This is a genomic window from Kitasatospora sp. NPDC002543 (assembly GCF_053594915.1).
On the sequence record NZ_JBSFWR010000097.1, the window covers coordinates 12,324 to 31,677 of the forward strand.

At 75.5% G+C, this 19,354-nt stretch carries 17 protein-coding genes and 3 tRNA genes; 13 read left to right on the forward strand and 7 right to left on the reverse strand.

The genetic code is table 11. The features are described from left to right. Positions 1-795: 795 nt before the first annotated feature. From orn to ACWD4P_RS30355, 4 genes are all read left to right on the forward strand, one after another. Entirely contained in the window at positions 796-1,398 is a 603-nt protein-coding gene (gene orn, locus ACWD4P_RS30340) for an oligoribonuclease (RefSeq protein ID WP_359821395.1), read from the forward strand. Between the two features lie 242 nt (positions 1,399-1,640). After that, positions 1,641-1,716: transfer RNA gene (locus ACWD4P_RS30345), tRNA-His, on the forward strand. 179 nt (positions 1,717-1,895) lie between these two features. Further along, the gene (locus ACWD4P_RS30350; protein WP_359821398.1) at positions 1,896-2,342 is read left to right on the forward strand and encodes a DUF4442 domain-containing protein; all 447 of its coding nucleotides are present in this window, start codon (positions 1,896-1,898) and stop codon (positions 2,340-2,342) included. Positions 2,343-2,452: 110 nt separating this feature from the next. After that, positions 2,453-3,352: a hypothetical protein gene (locus tag ACWD4P_RS30355; RefSeq protein WP_449781850.1), complete on the forward strand. Its 900-nt coding sequence runs from the start codon at positions 2,453-2,455 to the stop codon at positions 3,350-3,352. A 63-nt stretch (positions 3,353-3,415) separates the two neighbouring features. Here the strand turns inward: ACWD4P_RS30355 and ACWD4P_RS30360 are convergent, their stop codons facing one another. From ACWD4P_RS30360 to ACWD4P_RS30370, 3 genes are all read right to left on the reverse strand, one after another. After that, a complete protein-coding gene (locus tag ACWD4P_RS30360; RefSeq protein ID WP_449781851.1) occupies positions 3,416-3,874 on the reverse strand; it encodes a GNAT family N-acetyltransferase in 459 nt (152 codons plus the stop codon). A 144-nt stretch (positions 3,875-4,018) separates the two neighbouring features. After that, the gene (locus tag ACWD4P_RS30365) at positions 4,019-4,924 is read right to left on the reverse strand and encodes a spermidine synthase (protein ID WP_449781852.1); all 906 of its coding nucleotides are present in this window, start codon (positions 4,922-4,924) and stop codon (positions 4,019-4,021) included. Between the two features lie 105 nt (positions 4,925-5,029). Beyond that, positions 5,030-5,545: a hypothetical protein gene (locus ACWD4P_RS30370; RefSeq protein ID WP_359821409.1), complete on the reverse strand. Its 516-nt coding sequence runs from the start codon at positions 5,543-5,545 to the stop codon at positions 5,030-5,032. A gap of 260 nt (positions 5,546-5,805) precedes the next feature. Between ACWD4P_RS30370 and ACWD4P_RS30375 the strand changes: the two genes are divergently transcribed. Beyond that, positions 5,806-7,425 (forward strand): tetratricopeptide repeat protein, encoded by a 1,620-nt coding sequence (locus ACWD4P_RS30375; RefSeq protein WP_449781853.1) that lies wholly within the window; start codon positions 5,806-5,808, stop codon positions 7,423-7,425. A gap of 80 nt (positions 7,426-7,505) precedes the next feature. On the opposite strand, the gene ACWD4P_RS30380 is transcribed toward ACWD4P_RS30375, so the two are convergent. Further along, positions 7,506-8,162: a histidine phosphatase family protein gene (locus tag ACWD4P_RS30380; protein WP_359821414.1), complete on the reverse strand. Its 657-nt coding sequence runs from the start codon at positions 8,160-8,162 to the stop codon at positions 7,506-7,508. A 230-nt stretch (positions 8,163-8,392) separates the two neighbouring features. Between ACWD4P_RS30380 and ACWD4P_RS30385 the strand changes: the two genes are divergently transcribed. From ACWD4P_RS30385 to ACWD4P_RS30395, 3 genes are all read left to right on the forward strand, one after another. Next, positions 8,393-9,622, forward strand: coding sequence for a hypothetical protein (locus ACWD4P_RS30385; RefSeq protein ID WP_449781854.1), 1,230 nt, complete (start codon positions 8,393-8,395; stop codon positions 9,620-9,622). A gap of 73 nt (positions 9,623-9,695) precedes the next feature. Next, positions 9,696-11,294 carry a hypothetical protein gene (locus ACWD4P_RS30390; protein ID WP_359821418.1) on the forward strand — a complete coding sequence of 533 codons (1,599 nt, stop codon included), beginning with the start codon at positions 9,696-9,698 and terminating at the stop codon, positions 11,292-11,294. An 8-nt stretch (positions 11,295-11,302) separates the two neighbouring features. Further along, the gene (locus ACWD4P_RS30395) at positions 11,303-12,655 is read left to right on the forward strand and encodes an AAA family ATPase (protein WP_359821465.1); all 1,353 of its coding nucleotides are present in this window, start codon (positions 11,303-11,305) and stop codon (positions 12,653-12,655) included. A 36-nt stretch (positions 12,656-12,691) separates the two neighbouring features. Here the strand turns inward: ACWD4P_RS30395 and ACWD4P_RS30400 are convergent, their stop codons facing one another. Next, positions 12,692-13,018, reverse strand: coding sequence for a hypothetical protein (locus tag ACWD4P_RS30400; protein WP_359821421.1), 327 nt, complete (start codon positions 13,016-13,018; stop codon positions 12,692-12,694). A gap of 233 nt (positions 13,019-13,251) precedes the next feature. Between ACWD4P_RS30400 and ACWD4P_RS30405 the strand changes: the two genes are divergently transcribed. The 3 genes from ACWD4P_RS30405 to ACWD4P_RS30415 all read left to right on the forward strand — a co-directional run bounded on the left by ACWD4P_RS30405 (position 13,252) and on the right by ACWD4P_RS30415 (position 14,483). After that, positions 13,252-13,605: a hypothetical protein gene (locus tag ACWD4P_RS30405; protein WP_359821424.1), complete on the forward strand. Its 354-nt coding sequence runs from the start codon at positions 13,252-13,254 to the stop codon at positions 13,603-13,605. 133 nt (positions 13,606-13,738) lie between these two features. Beyond that, on the forward strand, positions 13,739-14,341 hold the full coding sequence (locus ACWD4P_RS30410) for a bifunctional DNA primase/polymerase (protein WP_449781855.1): 603 nt from the start codon (positions 13,739-13,741) through the stop codon (positions 14,339-14,341). 68 nt (positions 14,342-14,409) lie between these two features. Beyond that, positions 14,410-14,483 (forward strand) — tRNA-Lys (locus tag ACWD4P_RS30415). A gap of 104 nt (positions 14,484-14,587) precedes the next feature. On the opposite strand, the gene pgi is transcribed toward ACWD4P_RS30415, so the two are convergent. Both pgi and ACWD4P_RS30425 read right to left on the reverse strand, forming a co-directional pair. After that, entirely contained in the window at positions 14,588-16,249 is a 1,662-nt protein-coding gene (pgi, locus tag ACWD4P_RS30420) for a glucose-6-phosphate isomerase (RefSeq protein WP_449781856.1), read from the reverse strand. A gap of 293 nt (positions 16,250-16,542) precedes the next feature. Continuing rightward, positions 16,543-18,126, reverse strand: a complete 1,584-nt coding sequence (locus ACWD4P_RS30425; protein ID WP_359821429.1) for a Na+/H+ antiporter — start codon at positions 18,124-18,126, stop codon at positions 16,543-16,545. A gap of 159 nt (positions 18,127-18,285) precedes the next feature. Between ACWD4P_RS30425 and ACWD4P_RS30430 the strand changes: the two genes are divergently transcribed. Then, positions 18,286-19,194, forward strand: coding sequence for an NADP-dependent oxidoreductase (locus tag ACWD4P_RS30430; protein WP_449781857.1), 909 nt, complete (start codon positions 18,286-18,288; stop codon positions 19,192-19,194). Positions 19,195-19,267: 73 nt separating this feature from the next. Next, positions 19,268-19,341, forward strand: a tRNA-Lys gene (locus ACWD4P_RS30435). The last annotated feature ends 13 nt before the right edge of the window (positions 19,342-19,354 follow it).

A 19,354-nucleotide genomic window follows, 5' to 3' on the forward strand; every position in this document is an offset into this window, starting at 1 on the left:
GCCGCACCCGGCGGGCGCGGTCGCTCCGGCGGGCGGTCCGTTCGGCGGGGCGCACGGGGGGCCGGCGGCGCAGCCGTTCCCGGCCGGTCCGGGGGCGCCGGTGCCGGTCGGCCAGCACGGACAGCCGGTGCCGCACGGCCAGCAGATCGGGCACGGCCAGCCCGGCGGCTTCGGCCCCGGCCAGGTCGGGACGCCGGCCGGTCCGGCCTTCCACGCCCGCGCCGGTCAGCCGTACCCGCACCAGCAGGCCTCGCAGCAGTCGCACCCCGGGCAGCAGGGTGCGGCCGGGCGCGGTCCGCTGCGGGGGCCGGTGGTCCCGCCGCAGGCAGGGCCGGGGGCGGGGGCGGGAACCGGGCGTCCGTCGCGCACCGCCGAGCACGCGGCGGCGGAGGACGGCGCCCCCCAGCCGGGGGTGCGCGGCCCCGGCCAGGGGCACCGGAGCGCGGCCGAGCGGCCCGCGGACGAGCCCGGTTCGGCCGGGCGCGGGCACGGTGCGGCCACCGGACGGATGCCGGCCCAGCCCGGACAGCCGGGCTCCGCCCCGGGTGAGCTCCGCGGTCGCCAGGCCCGGGCTCCGCAGGTCCGCGGCCAGGCCGGCCGGCCCGCGGCCGAGGGCGCCCGACCGGCGCGCGAGGTCCGGACCGGACGGGACGGCCACCCGGTCCGGGCCGGCCGGGACGGCGAGCACCCGGACGGCCCCGGCACGCACGACGGGCCGGAGGAGCACCGAACCGAGGCACCCCGCTCGGCTCCACCGGTCCCCGCGGCGCGTGATCGCGCCGTAGGGTGAGTTGTGTGAATGACCGTTTGGTATGGATCGACTGTGAGATGACCGGCCTCGACCTCGACCAGGACGCCCTGGTCGAGGTCGCGGTGCTGGTGACGGACTCCGAGCTGAACATCCTCGGCGAGGGTGTGGACGTCATCATCCGGCCGCCGGCGGAGGCGCTGGCGAACATGCCCGAGGTGGTGCGCGAGATGCACACCTCCTCCGGGCTGCTGGAGGAGCTGGAGCAGGGCGTGACCCTGGCCGAGGCCGAGGCGCGGGTGCTCGCCTACGTGCGCGAGCACGTGCCGGAGGCCGGGAAGACCCCGCTGTGCGGCAACTCGGTGGCCACCGACCGCGGCTTCCTGGCCCGGGACATGCCGGCCCTGGAGAAGCACCTGCACTACCGGATCGTGGACGTCTCCTCGATCAAGGAGCTGGCCCGGCGCTGGTACCCGAAGGCGTACTACAACAGCCCGCCGAAGGGCGGCAACCACCGGGCGCTCGCCGACATCCGGGAGAGCATCGACGAACTGCGGTACTACCGCGAGGCGGTGTTCGTCCCGCAGCCCGGCCCGGACGCCGACACCGCGCGGGCGATCGCCGCGAAGTACCGGGCCCCGGCGAGCTGAGCCCGGGCCGCGGGTCTCCCCCGCGGCCCCGCCGGGAGCGCCCGGCCCGGAACCACCCGCCGGGAGCGCCCGGCCGGAAACCCCCAGGAGCCACCGGGAACCGCCCGGCGGACCCCGTCGGAGGGTCGGGGAGGGTGCCCGCGTCCGCCGGAAGGAAACCCTGGCGCGAGCACCCTCTCGGATCCTGTAGAGTTCTTCCTGTCGGAACGGGAACGCGAGAGCGGGAACGGACCGGACAGATGGTGGGTGTAGCTCAGTTGGTAGAGCACCTGGTTGTGGTCCAGGTGGCCGCGGGTTCGAGTCCCGTCACTCACCCCAGAGCCTGAGGGGCCGATCTCTTCAAGAGATCGGCCCCTCAGGCGTTTTCGCGTTCCCTCAGGCGTGCACGGCCTCAACTGCACGCCCCCGCCCGGATGTGCGCTCCCTCACACGCCCGTCGGGCCGGCTTTCCGCCCACCCCCTGCCGCCGGAAGCTACTGGCTAGTAACATCGTCGCCATGACCACTCCCCAGATCGGCAAGCTGCTCGACGACACCGTGCCGATGGCGCGCACCCTCAAGCTGGAGTACCTGGAGACCACCCCGGAGCGCGCCGTGCTCCGGCTCCCGGACCAGCCCGCGTACCACAACCACGTCGGCGGCCCGCACGCCGGCGCGATGTTCACCCTGGCCGAGTCCGCCAGCGGCTGCATCGTGCTCGCCGCCTTCGGCGACCAGCTGTCCCGGGCCGTGCCGCTCGCCGTGAACGCCGAGATCGCGTACAAGAAGCTCGCCATGGGCGAGGTCACCGCCACCGCCGTGCTCGGCCGCCCGGCCGCCGAGGTCGTCGCCGAGCTGGACGCCGGCGGCCGCCCCGAGTTCCCGGTCACCGTCGAGATCACCCGCGCCGACGGCGCCGTCACTGGCGTGATGACGGTCACCTGGACCCTGCGCCCCAACTCCTGACCGCCACGCGGTCGGTGGCCCCGGGAACACCGGCCCCGGGGCCACCCGCACGATGACTGTCCGTGACAGCGGGCGTGACCTCACCACCCGGCCGCTCGTTCTCGATTCACGTGCGAGCCAATCACGCGACCAAGCCCCAGGAACCCGCCCCCCGCGGCGTCGCCGGAGCCCACCGCGGGTTCGCCCGGCGGCTGCCCCGCCCCCGGGTTCTCGCGGCCGCCGGGGCCCTGCTCGCACAGCTCTGGGGCTTCGGCGCCCCCGGGGCGTGCGCGGCCGCCGCCGACCCGCTGCCGGACCCGGCCCGGCCCGCCGTCCGCCGTACGCCGAACCTCACACCCTCCCTCGACCGGCCGGTGCTCGACGGACCCGCCCTCGACGGGCAGTCAGCCGAACGCCCCGTCGGGTCCGGTCCGTCGGCGGACCGACCGCCGGACCGCTCCCCCGGGCCCACCGGGGAGCCGGCCGGCGACGGACCGGCCGGTGGGATCGACGGAGTCGCCGGAGCGGCCGGCGACACCCTCCAGGAACGCATCCGGGCCGGCGGACTGCCCCTGCCCGGCCAGCGGGCGGCCGTCCCCGACGCCTTCGCGCTCGCCTCCGGTCTGCTCGGCACCGTCCCCGGCCGGGCCCGGCCGGACGGCCCCCGCACCTCCCGCGAGGGCGGGCCCGAGGAGCCGACCGCCGCCGGACGCCACGCCGGCACCACCCTGTCCACCGTGCCCCGGCAGCGCGCGGCCACCTCGGAACCACCGGTCCGGGAGGCGGCGGCCACCACCGCGGACGAGGCCGGGCCCGCCACCGCGCCCGGCGGGACGGCGGGCCCCGCGGATTCCGCCGGAGCCCGCCCCGGCGGGACACCCGAGGAGGTGGCCGTCGCCGACACCGTCGCGGCGGCCGCCTCCGGTGACGGCTCCGCCACCGCGACCGCCGTCCTCGCCCCCATCGCCGCCGGACTGCTGCTCACCGGGGCGGCCATGTGGAAGCACCGCGGACTGCCGCGCGGCCACTGAGCGGACGCGGGCACAGGAACAGGCCCAGGCGCCCTGGGCGCCTCCCCCGCGCTCGCACCTCCGCTACGGCGCGGCCGGGTCCAGGACCAGCTGCGGGAGTTCACGCCCCGGGATCGAGCCGGACGGGACGCTGCCGACCCGGGTGGCGCCCATCGCGAGGTAGAACGGCTCGGCGTTCGGGTCGGAGTCGATGGTGAGCCGGCGCAGGCCCAGCTCCGCGGCCATCCCCCGGGCACGCTCGAACAGCGCGCGGCCGACGCCCCGGCCGATCGCCTCGGGCTCGACGAAGAGCAGGTCCAGTGACCCGGTGGGCGGCGCGCCGGAGACCGAGACGAACCCCAGCAGCCGCCCGGCGTCCTCGGCCACCACCGTGGCCGACCCTTCGATCACACCGGCGTCCACGGCCAGCTCCGCCCGGCAGGCGGCCATGAACGCCTCGTCGTAACCCCAGTACGCCTTGGAGCGCAGCGCGATGCCGGTGAGCAGCCCGGCCTCCTCCGGCCTGGCCGGTCTGATCTCCATGGCGCCTCCTCGGGCATGTGCGCACGCGCGTTCCGGACGGCCGGCGGCCGGACGACGGCGCCATTGTCGGCCGCGGTCCGGTCGTCCGCCAGCGCTTTTACGGCGGGCCGTCCGGGACGGGCGGCCCCTGCCGGACGCCCGTCGTCAACGGAACACCCCGGGCGGCGGTTCCGGCGACGGGGCCGCCGTGGCGTCCGTCGCCGGAACGGCACCGGCGGCGAAGTCGGTGAGGGCGCGGCCGTGTTCCACCCGGGCGTGGGCCGAGTCGGAGGCGGCGCGGCGGGTCAGGTCGGCGATCGGGAGCGGCGTGTGGGCGGCGGCCAGGACGAGGTTGCCGAAGCGCTTGCCGCGCAGCACGGCGGGGTCGGCGATCAGGCACAGTTCGGGGAAGACCGCGGCGAGGGTGGCGACCTGGGAGCGGGCGAAGGGCAGGGCCCCGCCGTCGGCGATGTTGGCGGTGTACCAGCCGCCGGGGGCGAGGGCCCGGGCGGCGAGGGTGGTGAATTCGACGGTGGTGCAGTGGGCCGGGGTGCGGGCGCCGGAGAAGACGTCGGTGATCACCAGGTCGACGCTGCCCTCGGGGGTGCGTTCCAGCACGCCGCGGGCGTCCGCTCCGCGCACCTTGATCTGCCAGCCGCGCTCCAGCGGCAGTTCGGCGCGGACGAGTTCGGTGAGCGCGGTGTCGATCTCGGCGACCTGCTGGCGGGAGCGCGGCCGGGTCGCGGCGGTGTAGCGGGCCAGGGTGAGGGCGCCGCCGCCGAGGTGCAGGACGGTGAGCGGGCGGCCGGGCGGGGCGACCAGGTCGATCAGGTGGCCGAGCCGGCGCTGGTACTCGAAGCCGAGGCGGGTCGGGTCGGCGAGGTCGACCAGGGACTGCGGGGCGCCGTCGATCAGCAGTGACCAGGCGGCGGGCCGGTCGCGGTCGGGGCGCAGTTCGGCGAGCCCCGAGCCGACGGGACGGCTGAGCGGCCCCTGGGCGTGGGTGCGTCCGCCCGGTCCGGTGGTGGCTGCCGGCTCCGGGCCGCGCGCGGCTCTGCTGCTTCGTCCCATGGCGGCCATTATCGCCGCCCGGGCGGGACGGTCCCTGGTCCGGGGCGTGCCGCGGGGGCCCGGCCGGAGGCTCGCGGGCCCGGCGGGATCCGCGCGGAACGCCCGCTAGAACGGGCCGAGGCCGCCGGCGGTGAGCGTGCAGGCGGCCTCGCAGAGGGCGGAGCGGAGCACCCAGGCGTCGGTGTGACGCGCGGTGCGGCCGGCGCCGGAGGGCGGGATCACCCAGCGCGGGTCGGCGGCTGCGGGCACCAGGGCGCCCGCGGTACAGGAGCTGCCGGGCAGGTGCCAGGTCTCCCAGGTGCCGGCCGGGACGAGGAAGGAGACGGTGCTGCCGTTGCGGCTCTGCAGGACGGCCCCGCAGGCGCGGCGCAGTCTCAGGATGTCGACGGCCTCCAGGCCGTGCCGCAGGGCGACGGTCACGGTGTCGCAGGCGGTGACGAGGGCGCCCTCGTCGGGGGCGGTGCGCTCGCGTCGGATGCCGCCGCGGGAAACGCGGCCGCCCTCGATCCGTCCCGGGGCGGAGGCCCGGTCCTCGGAGGGTTCGGGGAGCAGGGCGGGCGCCGCACCGGCGAGCACTCCCCCAGGGAGGGGTCGGTACCGCGGCAGTCCGGTGGCCATCATGGGCACTCCTGTACCTCGTCGGGTCCGGAAGCACAGCCGTTGGGAGGGCCGCCGGGCTGGGACGGGCCGGGCGACGGCATGGGCTTCTCCTCGCACCAGGACAACGCGGCGGCCGTACCGCGGGCCACGGGGCGCATTACAGCAAGGCATGGCATTTCATGGCAGATATCCCGCAACTTCGCCCTTTTTGCCCTGGGTTGCCAGCACATGTCCTGCAAACCCAATGTGCCCGAACGGTGACTCCGAGTACTCTCTGCGCCATGGCAGCCACCCCACCGGCCGAGCCGAACCGACCGTCCCCCAACACCGTGATGCGCGCACTGCGCGGCGACCGCTCACCCGGCGAGTTCGCCACGGCCGTCCGCCGGGCCGCCCGCGAGATCGGGGAGCACGTGTCCTGCGACGCCCGCTACGTCGGGCGGGTCGAGTCCGGTGAGATCCGCTGCCCCAACTACGCCTACGAGCGGGTGTTCCGGCACATGTGGCCGGACCGCACGCTCACCGACCTCGGCTTCGCCCCCCGGACCTCCGTCCGCCGCCGCCCGGCGAACGGACCCGGCGGACGGAACCAACCCCCTCCGCTCCACCCGCCGTTCCCGCCCCTGCCCGCCCCGCGCTCACCACTCTCCACTCAACTCCCGTACGCTGCCTCGCCGTACGCGGATCCAGCCGCTCCGCACGGGCTCGCCCGGCCGAGTCCCGGGACGGTGCCCCGGGGGCCCGATGGATCGCCCAACCTCGACGAGGAGAACGACGACGTGCGTCGCCGTACGTTCCTGGCCGGCGGCACCACCGCGCTGGCCGCCGTGATCGGCATCGACCGACCGGCCGCGGCCGCCGGCCGACCGGTCGGCACCGACGGCGCCTCCGGTGCGCTCACCGGTCAAGGCGCCTTCCCCGGCGCGGAGTTCACCGCGCCCTCACTGCTCGGCGGTGACCCGCTGGTGCCCGGCCGGCCCGGGCCGGTGGCGCCGCTGCGCCGGGTCGGCGCCACCGAGGTGCTCGGCGTCGAACAGGCCGTCCGGGACATCCGGCTGGCCGACGACGCGCACGGCGCCGACGCCCTCTACGAGCTCGCCGGGCAGTCGCTGCGCAACGCGTACGTCCTGCTCAACGAGTGCGAGTACAGCCCCGAGACGGAACGCCGGCTCCAGGCCGGGGCGGGCGAACTCGCCATCTCCGTCGGCTGGTTGGCGCACGACTCGAACCGGCTCGCGGACGCCCGGTCGTTCTACTCCGAGGCGCTCGCCACCGCCCGGATGGCCGCCGACCCCGCCCTGGAGGCGCACGTCTTCTGCAACAGCGCCTTCCTCGCCCGGGACGCCGGACGCCCGCGCGAGGCGCTGCGCGCCGCCCAGGCCGGGCAGGTCGCCGCCCGGGGCCTGGGCTCCGAACGGCTGCTCGCGCTGCTGGCCATGCGCGAGGCCGGCGCCTGGGCGCTGCTCCAGGACCGCCTCTCCTGCGAGCGGGCGCTCGGCCGGGCGTACTCCCTGTTCGACAGCGGGCCCGGCGAGCGGGACCCGGAGTGGATGTCCTTCTTCGGCGAGGCCGAGATCGCCGGCCTCCAGTCGCAGTGCTGGTCGGCGCTCGGCGACTGGGACCGCGCCAGCGAGCAGGCCGGGCTGGCGATAGCGCTCCAGAAACCGCACTTCGTCCGCAACCGGGTGCTCTACACCGCCGAACTGGCCCACGACCGGCTCGGCCGCGGGGACCTCGCGGGCGCGGCGCACCACGGCTCGGCGGCCGTCGCGCTGTTCGGCGCCGTCCGCTCGGCCCGGATCCGCAGCATGCTCGCGGACACCGCCGGGCGGCTGCGGCCGCACGTCGCGGTGCCCGAGGTGCGCCGGTTCCTGACCGACTACGACCGGGCGGCGGCCTGAGCCCCACCGCGCCGGGCGCCGGGGACGCGGCGGGTCCCGGAGCTGCCCCGGGAACCCGCCGACGGACCACGGGGCCGGGGTCAGTGCCCGGCGGCCGGGCCCTCCAGGTGGGACAGGTCGTTCCAGACCTCCACCGCCGGAGCGCCGTACTCCCAGGACAGCACGCAAAGCGCGGCCGTGCCGAGCTTGAACCGCTGGGCGTACTCGGGCGGCAGGCCCAGCCAGCGGGCGGTGAGGATGCGCAGCAGGTGGCCGTGGGCGAACAGGACGACGTCCCGGTCGGCGCAGTGCATCACGGTGGTGTCCGGTGCCGGGACGCCGTGCTCCTCGTTGAGGCCCGCCAGGAAGGCGTCCACCCGGGCGGCCACCTCGGAGAGCTTCTCGCCGCCGGGCACCCCGTCGCGCCAGATCAGCCAGCCGGGGTGGTCGGTGGCCCGGATGTCCGCGCCGGTGCGGCCCTCGTACGCGCCGTAGTCCCACTCCATGAGCTCGGGGCGCTCCACCGCGCGGTCGCCGAAGCCGGCCAGCTCGCAGGTCTCCTTGGCCCGGCCGAGCGGGCTGGTGTAGACGAGCGCGTCCGGCAGCCCGTTCCAGGGGGCCTTGGCGAGGCGGGCGCCGAGGGCCCTGGCCATCGCCCGGCCCTCCTCGGTCAGCGGGATGTCGGTGCGGCCGGTGTGGCGGCCGGTGGCGGACCACTCGGTCTCGCCGTGGCGGACCAGCACGATGCGGGCGGGCATGAGGGCTCCTAGCGACAGGGGCGGTGGCAACGGTCGGTCTCACCATTGAGCACCGGGCTCCATGATCCCCCACCCGGGCGGCGGCCACGATCCCGGGGCCCGTCCCGGCGGGCGCCCCGGCGGGACGGGACCGCCGGCCGGACCCAGCGGCCGGTGACCGCCGCCGGCACCTCCGCCAACGGCCGGTCCGCACCGCGTTGTCGGACCCGGATGCGACACTGGGCCGCACCATGAACGTCTCGACGAACGTGCCGCCCGGCGGTCCCGCTGAGCCGCTCGCAGCGCGGCTCGCGGAGCTGCGCGGTCCGGCCCCGCAGCGCAGTCTGAACGCCCGCTCCCTCGCCGCGCTCGCCGCCAATCCGGGCTGCCACCGCCGCGCCGTGCTCGACGCGGCCGGGGTGGACAAGTCCGCGCTGGCGGCCCGGCTCGGCCGCCCGGCCCCCTTCGGCCAGTCCCCCTTCGCCATCGCCCGCGGCGTGATCTTCGAGTCACGGCTGAAGGCCGACGGCTACGCCCCGCTGCTGGAGCCGCTCCGCCACCACCTGGGCGTCCCGGCGGAGGGCCACACCCCGCTCCTGGTGCCGGACCTGCTGCACCGCTCCGGGCCGGCCGTGCGCGCCGACCGGACGGCCGAGGCACTGGCCCGGGCCGCCGCCGACCCGGAGGCCTGGACGCTGCTGGACCACCCGATGCTGCGCCTGGAGGTGGCCGGCAGCACCGCCTACCTGGAGCCGGACGCGCTGGTGGTGCACGACGGACGGTGCACCGTGGTGGAGATCAAGTCCTTCCCGGTGCTGGACGGCACCGCGGACCCGGCCAAGGTCGGTGCCGCCGCCCGGCAGGCCGCCGTGTACGTGCTCGCGCTCCAGCACGCCGCCGCCACCGCGGCCGGGCAGCCGCTCGCCGAGGACCCGTACACCGAGCAGCGGCTGCCGGGCAGCCCGCGCACCAGCGTGCTGCTGGTCTGCCCGAAGGACTTCGGCAACCGGCCGACCGCGGTCGCCGTGGACGTCCGGCGCGAACTGGCCGTCACCCGGCGCCAGCTGAGCCGGCTGACCGGCATCGGCCGGCTGCTGGAGGTGCTGCCGCCCGGCGCCGACTTCGACCTGGCCGCGGACGAGGCCGGCGCGCCGGCCCGGAGCGCCGAGCAGCTGGCCGCCTCGGTCGAGGCGGTGCCCGCCGCGTACAGCCCGGACTGCCTCTCCACCTGCGAGCTCGGCTTCCACTGCCGTGCCCGGGCCCGCTGCGACGACCGGGTCGAGCAGCTCGGCCGGGGCGTGCGCGGCGAGCTGGGCAGCATCCGTACGGTCGCCGGGGCACTGGCCGCCGCCGGCACCAAGAGCGGGGACCTGGACGACGCGGACGACGCCGCCGAACGCCTGGCCTACGCGGCCGCCCTGCGCGCCGAGGCCCTGGGAACGGCCGCCCTGGGCACGACGGTGCTGGGAGCGGAAGCATGAGCGAGCGCAGCGAGCTCATCATCAACAGGTGCGCGTGGGCGAATGCCCCCGCCGAGCACAGCGAGGCGGGCGCATGAGTCTCCTGACCACCCTCGCCCGGCTGGAGGCCGTGCGCAGCGGCCGGGCCGAGCCGCTGGCCACCGTGCGGCACCGGCACCTGTCCGACCGCCCGATGGTGCTGGTCCCGCTGACCGCCGCCGGCGAGGCGGGCGCGCCGCTCGCGGTGCTGCTCGGCACCGACCGGGACGCGCCGCGGCTGCACCTGGTGCCCCAGCCGCTGAACCGCACCCTGCGGTTCGACTTCCTGGCCGAGCTGGCCGCCGACCTGCTGCCGTACCTGGAGTCCTTCGCCGAGGACGTCGAGCAGATCGAGGGTTCCGAGAAGGACCCGGAGACCGGCGAGAAGACCCAGGTGTTCCGCGAGCTGTGCGCGGACGCCCCGCAGCTGATCGTGCCGAACGGCGCGGGCGTGCACCACCTCGCCCTGATCGGCCGCTCGACCCGCTTCCGCCGCACCGCCGAGGACGAGGAGCCGGGCCCGTACCCGGCGCCGGTCCGGGTGCCGCTGCTCGGCCGCTGGCTGACCCACCTCACCGACCGCGCGCAGGTGCCCGGTTCCTCGCTGCTGCTGCCGATGACCGGCCTGCTGGCCCGGCACTGGGCGACCGGCCAGAGCCACCTGGAGGACCAGCACCTGGCGGCCCGGCTCGCCTGGCACCGCCCGCCGCCCGGTCTGAGCGGCGCGCAGGCGGCCGAGCTGGCCGAGTCCGCCCGGGACGACCGGGGGCAGCTGCTGCACCCGCCGGCCGGCCCGGCCACCGATCCCCGCTTCGACGAGTCGGTGCTCGCCCCGGCGATCACCCGCTACGACTCCGCCGTGAGCGCCCTGCAGCACAGCACCGAGCAGCGCGACGAGGCCGCGGCCGCCCGTGCCCGGGCCGCCGTGCGGGCCGCGGTGGCGGCGCTGGAGGAGGTGCTGACGGCCGTCCTGCTGCCCACCTGGCGGGACGTCTGGCAGGGCCTGGACCTGCTGCGCGGACTCCCGCCGGCCGGTCACCTGGAGGAGCGCTGGACGGGCGACCGCTGGTCCTACACCGGCCACCGGGACCGGCTGGCGGCCGGTGAGCCGCCGCAGCCCCGGCAGGACGACGCCGTCACCGCCGCCCGCAAGCTCGCCCAGCGCGAGCGCGAGCAGACCCGCCTCGACGTCCAGGAGGCGTTGGACGACCCGCTGGCGATGGCCGAGCACCGGCTGGCCGGTGAGGCGTTCAGCGGCGTGGTGACGGAGGTGGTGCCGGACTGGGACACCACCGGCCGCTCCCCCAAGCCGCGTCCGCTGGTCACCGTGCACACTGTCGACCGCCCGCACGCGGACCTCGGCCGGGAGGTGCACAGGGTGCACGGCCCGTCCGCGCAGAAGGCGGAGATCGTCGGGGTGGACGCGGCCGGGGGCACCATCACGGTGCGGGTGCTCTCCGGCATGGGCCGCCGGAAGGAGCCGGAGCCGGGCAGTCTGCCCGAGCCCGGCGACCAGGTCACCTTCACCCTGTTCGAGTTGACGGCTCGCCAGTCCGCGCCGCTGCCCGAGCCGGACGACACCCCCTGGACCCACGGCGGCCCGCCCGGTGCCGCCCCCGTGCCCGCCCCGTCCGTCTCCGAGGAGTGGGAGTGAACCGTCCGATGACCCCCGAGCAGGCCCCGGGTGCGGCCGCCGACGCCGCGGTGGCCCGGATCCTGGCGGCCACCGTCCGTCCGCCGGTCGGCGCTCCGCGCGGCGTGGTGGTGGACTCGCCGCCCGGCGCCGGGAAGTCGACGCTGGTGGTGCGGGCCGCGCGCGAGCTGGTCGAGGCCGGCGAGCGGCTGATGATCGTCGCCCAGACCAACGGGCAGGTGGACGACCTGGTCGGCCGACTGGCCGAGAAGGCACCGGAGTTGACGATCGGCCGGCTGCACGCCGCGGACTCCCGGCCGGGCCCGGAGGTGCTGAAGCACGCCAACGTGACGCCCTCCGACAAGGTCGCCGACCTGGTCGAGCACGACGTGGTGATCTCCACCTCGGCCAAGTGGCAGTGGGTGCGGGCCGAGGCCCCGTGGCGGCACGCGATCGTCGACGAGGCGTACCAGATGCGCTCGGACGCCCTGCTCGCGGTGGCCCGGCTGTTCGAACGGGCGCTGTTCGTCGGCGACCCGGGCCAGTTGGACCCGTTCACGGTCGTCGGCACCGAGCAGTGGGCCGGGCTGTCGTACGACCCGTCCGGCAGCGCGGTGGTCACCATGCTGGCGCACAACCCGGAGATCGAGCCGCACCGGCTGCCGGTCTCCTGGCGGCTTCCCGCCAGCGCCGCGCCGCTGATCTCGCGGGCCTTCTACCCGTACACGCCGTTCCGCTCCGGCACCGGTCCGGACGACCGCCGGCTGACGGCCGCGGTGCGCCCGGACGGATCGGCCCTGGACGCGGTGATCGACCGGGCCGCCGAGCACGGCTGGGCCCTGCTGGAGCTGCCCGCCCGGCACACCGTACGGACCGACCCGCAGGCCGTGGCGGCCGTCGCGGCCACCGTCCGCCGGCTGCTGGAGCGGGGGCTGACCGCCCACTCCGAGCAGGGCGGGGCCCCGCTGACCGCGGACCGGGTCGCCGTCGGCACCGCCCACCGGGACCAGGCGGCGGCCGTGCGCGCGGCGCTGCTCAAGGAGGGTGTTCCGGTGGACGGCGCGGCCGGCCCGGCCGTCACGGTGGACACCGCCAACCGTCTGCAGGGCCGTGAGTACGACGTGACCGTGGTGCTGCACCCGCTGTCCGGGCGCCCCGACGCGACCGCCTTCCACCTGGAGACCGGCCGGCTCTGCGTGCTCGCATCCCGGCACCGGCACGCCTGCATCGTGGTGGCCCGGGCCGGGATCGCCGAGCTGCTGGACGAGCACCCGGCCACCGAGCCGGTGCAGCTGGGTGTCCCGGTGGCGTTCCCGGACGGCTGGGAGGCCAACCACCAGGTGCTGCACCACCTGAGCGGCCACCGGGTCCGCCTGCGCTAGACCGGAATCAGCCGGGGGCGGCGGGGGCGGCCGGGGTCAGTCCTCGGTCTCGCAGATCGCGAAGGCCACCACCCGGCCCCGCTCCGCCTGCGCGCTCCACCCCCGGGCGTCGTCGGTGGGGCCGTCGGCGCGCACCGGGCCGTCCGCGTCCGGCTGGAGCCGGTAGCCGCCGCCGGTCAGGTGGGTGCCGGCCGGGCAGGTCGCGGTCGAGGGGCCGCCCGGTTCGCTCGGTTGCCCCGCGACCACCAGTGCCGTCTCGGCCGCCGCGGCGGGCGGGGCGGCCGAGGCGGCGATCGCGAGCAGGGCGCCCAGCAGGGACAGGACGGACAGGGCGAGGGCCGTGAGGACTCTTCTCACACGCATGGGTCTCTCCAGCTTGGTCGGACGGCCGGGTACACCGGGACAACCGGTTCGCACGCGATCCGGAAGCGCGGCGCACGAGTCGTGCGCCCGGCGCGCGCCGGGGAATAGCGCTCGCGTGCGCACCGTTCCGCTACCGGCCACCGCCGCGAGACAATGGACGGCGGCCACGACCGGGCGGCGCGGCCCGGCGCAGATTCGAACCACCCCCACCCGAGACCCGGAGGTGTCCGTCCATGCCCGACTCCCCAGAGTCGACCGAGCCCACCAGGCGCCTGCGTCCGGTGCAGCTGCTGTTCGAGCCGCAGTCCGCCGAACCCGAGCCGGAACGATTCTTCGACCTGGAGTCGATCGAGGACCCGGCGGAGCTGCTGCGCCGCTCCACGGAGCTGGCCCTGGCCTTCCGGGCCGCCGCCGAGCGGGCCACGGACTTCCAGGCGGTCGCCGCCGCCCAGCTCGCCGACCCGCGCCGGTTCGACGCGCTGTCCGACGCCGAGGTCGCCCGGCGGGCGGACTGGACCCCGGACTACGCCGCCAAGATGATCGAGTACGGCCGCACCCTGCTCCAGCCGCGCCGGCACGAGGACTGAGCCTCCCGCCCGCCGCCGGGCACGGGCCCCTGGCATATGCGCGGCGGGGAAGGGTACGCCGTCCCCCGCCGCGCTGTCCGGCGAACCGCGCTTTCCGTCCCGCCGGAGGCGCGCGCCGCGCAGGCTGCTCTCCGTGGAGATCTGGACGCAGCAGTCGGTGACGCGGCAAACCGCGATGTACCCGTCGGTGATGCACCCCTCGGTGGAGTGCGTCGGCGCGGCCGGGGAGGCCTGGCTCGCCTCCGCCAGCGAGTACCCGCGCAGCATGCGCGCCCTGTGGGAGAGCCGTCCGTGGGCGCCCTCGGTGCTGCCCTGCGGGCGAGCCTTCGACGTGATCAGCATGCCGGCGTTGTTCGGCCGCCGGGTGCTGGACGAACTGTGGGCGTCCGGTCCCGGCTGCGGACCGGTGGCCGTGCACCGGGGGCGGATGCTGCTGTTCGTCCAGCCGGGCGCGGCGCCCCGGCTGCGCCGGCTGCTCGCCTGGGAGGAGTGGGCCCGGGACGTGCCGCCGCTGCTGTGCCACGGCAAGGGGGACGCGGTGACCGTGCCGCCCCTGCAGCGGATGGTGAGCGGTCCGGACTCCCCCGGGCGGGGCGCCGGCCGGTGGATCGTCGCACCCGAGCAGCGCACTCCCCGGCTGCCGGGCGCCGCGGTGGTGCTCTGGGCCTGTGTCCGGGCGGCGCGGGAGCCGGGCGCGCCGGCTCCGGCCGGAACGGCCGTCGTGACCGGGGGGTGAACGCGGGGCGGCCGGTATTCGATTTTGGCTCGGCCGCACGGCGCTGCTAGAGTCTTCTCTGTCAGCAGGCGCCGCTAGCTCAGTTGGTTAGAGCAGCTGACTCTTAATCAGCGGGTCCGGGGTTCGAGTCCCTGGCGGCGCACAGACAGCCGGAAGGCCCTTCGCGAAAGCGGAGGGCCTTCCGGCGTTTCCGTCGGGGGCGCGAGCGGTCGGGCCGCCCGCCGGAGCGGACGGCCCGACCGGGGCTCAGCGGCCGCGCAGCGCGCGGTAGCGGGCGACCAGCCCGGCGGTGGAGCTGTCCAGCCGCTCGGTGCCCTCGCCGGTGAGCAGCACCGGCTCGATCCGCTTGGCGAGCACCTTGCCCAGCTCGACGCCCCACTGGTCGAAGGAGTCGATGTTCCAGACCGCGCCCTGGACGAACACCTTGTGCTCGTAGAGGGCGACCAGCTGGCCGAGCACCGAGGGGGTCAGCTCGCCGGCCAGGATGGTGGTGGTCGGGTGGTTGCCCTTGAAGGTCTTGTGCGGGACGAGCTCGGCGGGCACGCCCTCGGCCGTGACCTCCTCCGGGGTCTTGCCGAAGGCCAGCGCCTGGGTCTGGGCGAAGAAGTTGGCCAGCAGCAGGTCGTGCTGGGCGACCAGGCCGGGGAGCAGGTCGGCGACCGGCTTGGCGAAGCCGATGAAGTCGGCCGGGATGACCTTGGTGCCCTGGTGCAGCAGCTGGTAGTAGGCGTGCTGGCCGTTGGTGCCGGGGGTGCCCCAGACCACCGGGCCCGTCTGCCAGTCCACCGGGGTGCCGTCGCGGGTCACCGACTTGCCGTTGGACTCCATGTCCAGCTGCTGGAGGTAGGCGGTGAACTTGGACAGGTAGTGCGAGTAGGGCAGCACCGCGTGCGCCTGGGCGTCGAAGAACGCGCCGTACCAGACGCCGAGCAGGCCCAGCAGCAGCGGGACGTTCCGCTCCGCCGGGGCGGTGCGGAAGTGCTCGTCGACCAGGTGGAAGCCGTCCAGCATCTCGCGGAACGCGTCCGGGCCGATGGCGATCATCAGCGAGAGGCCGATCGCCGAGTCGTAGGAGTAGCGGCCGCCCACCCAGTCCCAGAACTCGAACATGTTGGCGGTGTCGATGCCGAAGTCCTGCACGCCCTGGGCGTTGGTGGACAGCGCCACGAAGTGCTTGGCCACCGCCTCGGTGCCGGCGTCCAGGCCGCCGAGCAGCCAGTCCCGCGCGGAGACCGCGTTGGTGATGGTCTCGATGGTGGTGAAGGTCTTCGAGGCGACGATGAACAGGGTCTCGGCCGGGTCGAGGTCGCGGACCGCCTCGTGCAGGTCGGCGCCGTCCACGTTGGACACGAAGCGGACGTCGAGGTCGCGCTTGGCGTACGAGCGGAGCGCCTCGTAGGCCATCGCCGGGCCGAGGTCGGAGCCGCCGATGCCGATGTTGACGACGGTGCGGATCGGCTTGCCCGTGTGGCCCTTCCACTCGCCGCTGCGGACCCGGTCGGCGAAGGCGGCCATCCTGTCGAGGACGGCGTGCACCGCCGGCACCACGTTCTCGCCGTCGACCTCGATCACGGCGCCGCGCGGGGCGCGCAGCGCGGTGTGCAGGACCGCCCGGTGCTCGGTGTTGTTGATCTTCTCGCCGCGGAACATGGCGTCCCGCAGCCCGGCGACGCCGGTGGCGGCGGCCAGCTCGCGCAGCAGCTCCAGCGTCTCGTCGGTGACCAGCTGCTTGGCGTAGTCCACGTGCAGGTCGCCGACCTGGAGGGTGTAGCGGCGGCCGCGCTCCGGGTCGGCGGCGAACAGCTCACGCAGGTGGGTGTCGCCCAGTTCGGCCCGGTGCTTGGCCAGGGCGGCCCACTGCGGGGTGCGGTCCAGCGGGGTACGGGCGTCGGCGCGGGTCTCCGACATCGGTGGGTCCTCGATTCATCTGGGTGCAGAAACCGGCAGGGCCAGGCGTGAGGGTTTCGCCGAGGTCGTGCGGGTACTGGTGGTGCGCCGACTCCGTTGACGGCCTGCCCGGGCTCAGCCTATGCAACCCCGGAGCCGGTCGCGCACATTCCGCCCCGCGCGCGCGGGCAGTGCGCCCACGGGGAGTGGACGGCCCGTCACGACGGCCCGTCGAACCGGTCCGGAGCCGGTCGAGCCGGTCCGCCGCGACGGTCGAGACGGCAGCGACGGCAGCCACGGGTCGCGACGTCCCGTCACTTCCGCTCGGACCGCAGGTCGAGTCCGCGCAGCACCTGGTCGACCAGTTCCGGATCGGCGCCGAGCTCGCTGCGGGCCGCGAGCATCTCCCGGCGGGAGGCCGCGATCATCTCCTGCTCGACGTCCCGGGCGGCCCGCCACTGGGCCATCCGCTGCTTGGCCTCGGCGGCCTCCTCCTCGGCGTAGTTCTCCGGGCAGAGCCGGGCCAGCCGGTCGTGCTGGCGGTCCCGCAGCCGGTCGGCGACCTCGGCGGGCAGCCGGTCCTGCTCCTCCAGCTCGCCGAGCCTGGTGAGCCCGGCCTTGGCGGCCCGCCACCAGAGCTGGCGCACGGCCTGCTCGTGCTTGTCCTGGTCGATGTCCAGTTCGAACCGCTTGGCCAGCCAGGGCAGGGTGAGGCCCTGGACCAGCAGGGTGAAGAGCACGACGCTGAAGGCGATGAAGACCAGCCGGCCGCGCTCGGGGAAGTCCTCGCCGGAGTGCAGGGTGAGCGGGATGGCGAGTGCCAGGGCCACGGTCGCCACCCCTCGCATGCCGGACCACCAGAGGATCACGCTCTCCTTCCAGCTGAACGGCGTGTCCTCCTCGTCGCCGGAGCGCAGCTTCTTCGACAGCCAGCCGGCCGGCAGCAGCCAGAGCAGCCGGACCCCGACGACCACCGCGATGACCACGGCCGCGTCGCCGAGGAAGCCCGTCCAACCGCTGCCGGCCTCCTTGAGCACGGTGGCCAGCTCCAGGCCGATCAGGCCGAAGGCGACGCCGGTGATCAGGATCTCGACGACCTCCCAGAAGGCGTTGCCGACCAGCCGGTAGGCGACGGCGTCCGCGTCGGAGGCCCGCTCGGCGAGGTAGAGCGCGCAGATCACGACGGCGAGCACGCCGGAGCCGTGGATCTCCTCGGCCAGGGTGTAGGCGGCGAAGGGCACCAGCAGGTTGAGCGCGACCTGCTGGGTCGGGTCGTCCAGGCGCTCGGCGAGCTTGGTGTTGACCCAGCCGAGCGCGACGCCGACCACGACGGCCAGCACCGCGGACAGCACGAAGCGCAGCACCGCGTCACCGGCCGAGAAGTCGCCGCTGACCATGGCCTCGATGGACAGCGAGTAGATGACGATCGCCGTGACGTCGTTGAACAGCCCCTCGCTCTCCAGGATCGCGACCAGGCGGCGGGGCAGCCCGACGCTGCCGGCCACCGCGACGGCGGCGACCGGGTCGGGCGGGGAGACGAGCGCGCCGACCGCGATCGCGGCGGCCAGCGGCAGGGTGGGCAGCAGCCAGTGCACGGTGCCGGCCACGGCGACGGTGGTGACCACCACCAGGGCGACCGCCAGCAGCAGGATCGAGCGGGCGTTGGCCTTGAAGTAGCGCACCGAGGAGCGTCTGGCCACCGCGAAGATCAGCGGGGGCAGGACCAGCGGCAGGATCAGCTCGGGCTCGATGGTGACGTCCGGGATCTGCGGCACCAGCGCCATGACGATGCCGAGCAGCGTCATCAGCACCGGTTGCGGCACTCCGGTCTTCCGCCCGAGCGGCATGGTCACCACGGAGGCGAGCAGCACCAGGAAGAACAGGGGCAGCTGGCCCACGGGGAGGTTCCTCTCGACGACGGACGGCTGAGCGCCGTCCAGGATAAATCTGACAATGTGCCCATCCGTGTCGACACGCTGAACAACAGTTTGACCTCAAGCGCACTTCAGGGCGCAGGATCATCGGCATCGGAAGGATCGAGAAGGGGTGGGAACGGGATGAAGGCTGTCACCGTGACGGGGAACGGCGGTCCGGAGGTCCTGCGGGTCACGGAGGTGCCCGACCCGGAGCCCGGGCCGGGCGAGGTGCGGGTGCGGGTGTACACGGCCGGGGTGCAGCCGGTGGACCTCGCGATCCGCGAGGGCTTCCGACCGCCGGGGACGGCGGTCGAGCCCCCGTTCGTCCTCGGCAACGAGTTCGCCGGAGTCGTGGACGCGCTCGGCCCGGACACCGACGGCTGGCGGATCGGGGACGAGGTGCTGGGCTTCCGGGTGCTGGGCTGCCAGGCCGACCGGGTCACGGTGGGCGCCGACCGCCTGGTGGCCAAGCCCGCCGGGATGCCGTGGGAGCAGGCCGGCTCGCTCTCCGCCTCCGGCCAGACCGCCCACGTGGCGCTCACCGAGCTCGGCGTCGGCCCGGGCGACACCGTGCTGGTGCACGGCGCCGCGGGCGGGGTCGGCACCGTCGCCGTCCAGCTGGCCCGGGCCCTGGGCGCCACGGTGATCGGCACCGCGAGCGAGCGCAACCACGCGTACCTGCGGGAGCTGGGCGCGGTGCCGGTCGCCTACGGCGAGGGTCTGGTCGAGCGGGTGCGGGCGGTGGCGCCGCAGGGGGTGACCGCGGCCTTCGACGCCGCCGGGCGGGGCGCCCTGGAGGCCTCCGTCGAGCTGGTCGCCGACCGGGACCGGATCGGCACCGTGGTCGACTACCCGGGTGCCGAGCGGCTGGGCGTCCGGGGGCTGCGGGGCGAGCGGACGGCGGGGCGGCTGGCCGCGCTGGTGGAGCTCTGGGAGGCCGGCGGGCTGCGGCTGGAGGTCGAGGAGTCGTTCCCGATCGAGCGGGTCGCCCAGGCGCACCGGCTGGTCGGCGCCGGGCACGTGCGGGGCAAGGTGGTGCTGACCATGTGAGCGCGCCGGCTCCCCGCTCCGGGCCGATTGTGAGTTTCAGCCGCTGACCAGGTAATGTTCTCCACGTCAGCAGGCGCCGCTAGCTCAGTTGGTTAGAGCAGCTGACTCTTAATCAGCGGGTCCGGGGTTCGAGTCCCTGGCGGCGCACAGACAGCCGGAA

Coding starts and splice junctions, on each gene's coding strand:
- ACWD4P_RS30385 (WP_449781854.1), top strand. CDS start 8,393: ATGAACGTCTCGACGAACGTGCCGCCCGGCGGTCCCGCTGAGCCGCTC.
- ACWD4P_RS30370 (WP_359821409.1), bottom strand. CDS start 5,545: ATGATGGCCACCGGACTGCCGCGGTACCGACCCCTCCCTGGGGGAGTG.
- ACWD4P_RS30405 (WP_359821424.1), top strand. CDS start 13,252: ATGCCCGACTCCCCAGAGTCGACCGAGCCCACCAGGCGCCTGCGTCCG.
- ACWD4P_RS30365 (WP_449781852.1), bottom strand. CDS start 4,924: ATGGGACGAAGCAGCAGAGCCGCGCGCGGCCCGGAGCCGGCAGCCACC.
- ACWD4P_RS30400 (WP_359821421.1), bottom strand. CDS start 13,018: ATGCGTGTGAGAAGAGTCCTCACGGCCCTCGCCCTGTCCGTCCTGTCC.
- ACWD4P_RS30395 (WP_359821465.1), top strand. CDS start 11,303: ATGACCCCCGAGCAGGCCCCGGGTGCGGCCGCCGACGCCGCGGTGGCC.
- ACWD4P_RS30350 (WP_359821398.1), top strand. CDS start 1,896: ATGACCACTCCCCAGATCGGCAAGCTGCTCGACGACACCGTGCCGATG.
- pgi (WP_449781856.1), bottom strand. CDS start 16,249: ATGTCGGAGACCCGCGCCGACGCCCGTACCCCGCTGGACCGCACCCCG.
- ACWD4P_RS30375 (WP_449781853.1), top strand. CDS start 5,806: ATGGCAGCCACCCCACCGGCCGAGCCGAACCGACCGTCCCCCAACACC.
- ACWD4P_RS30360 (WP_449781851.1), bottom strand. CDS start 3,874: ATGGAGATCAGACCGGCCAGGCCGGAGGAGGCCGGGCTGCTCACCGGC.
- ACWD4P_RS30380 (WP_359821414.1), bottom strand. CDS start 8,162: ATGCCCGCCCGCATCGTGCTGGTCCGCCACGGCGAGACCGAGTGGTCC.
- ACWD4P_RS30390 (WP_359821418.1), top strand. CDS start 9,696: ATGAGTCTCCTGACCACCCTCGCCCGGCTGGAGGCCGTGCGCAGCGGC.
- ACWD4P_RS30430 (WP_449781857.1), top strand. CDS start 18,286: ATGAAGGCTGTCACCGTGACGGGGAACGGCGGTCCGGAGGTCCTGCGG.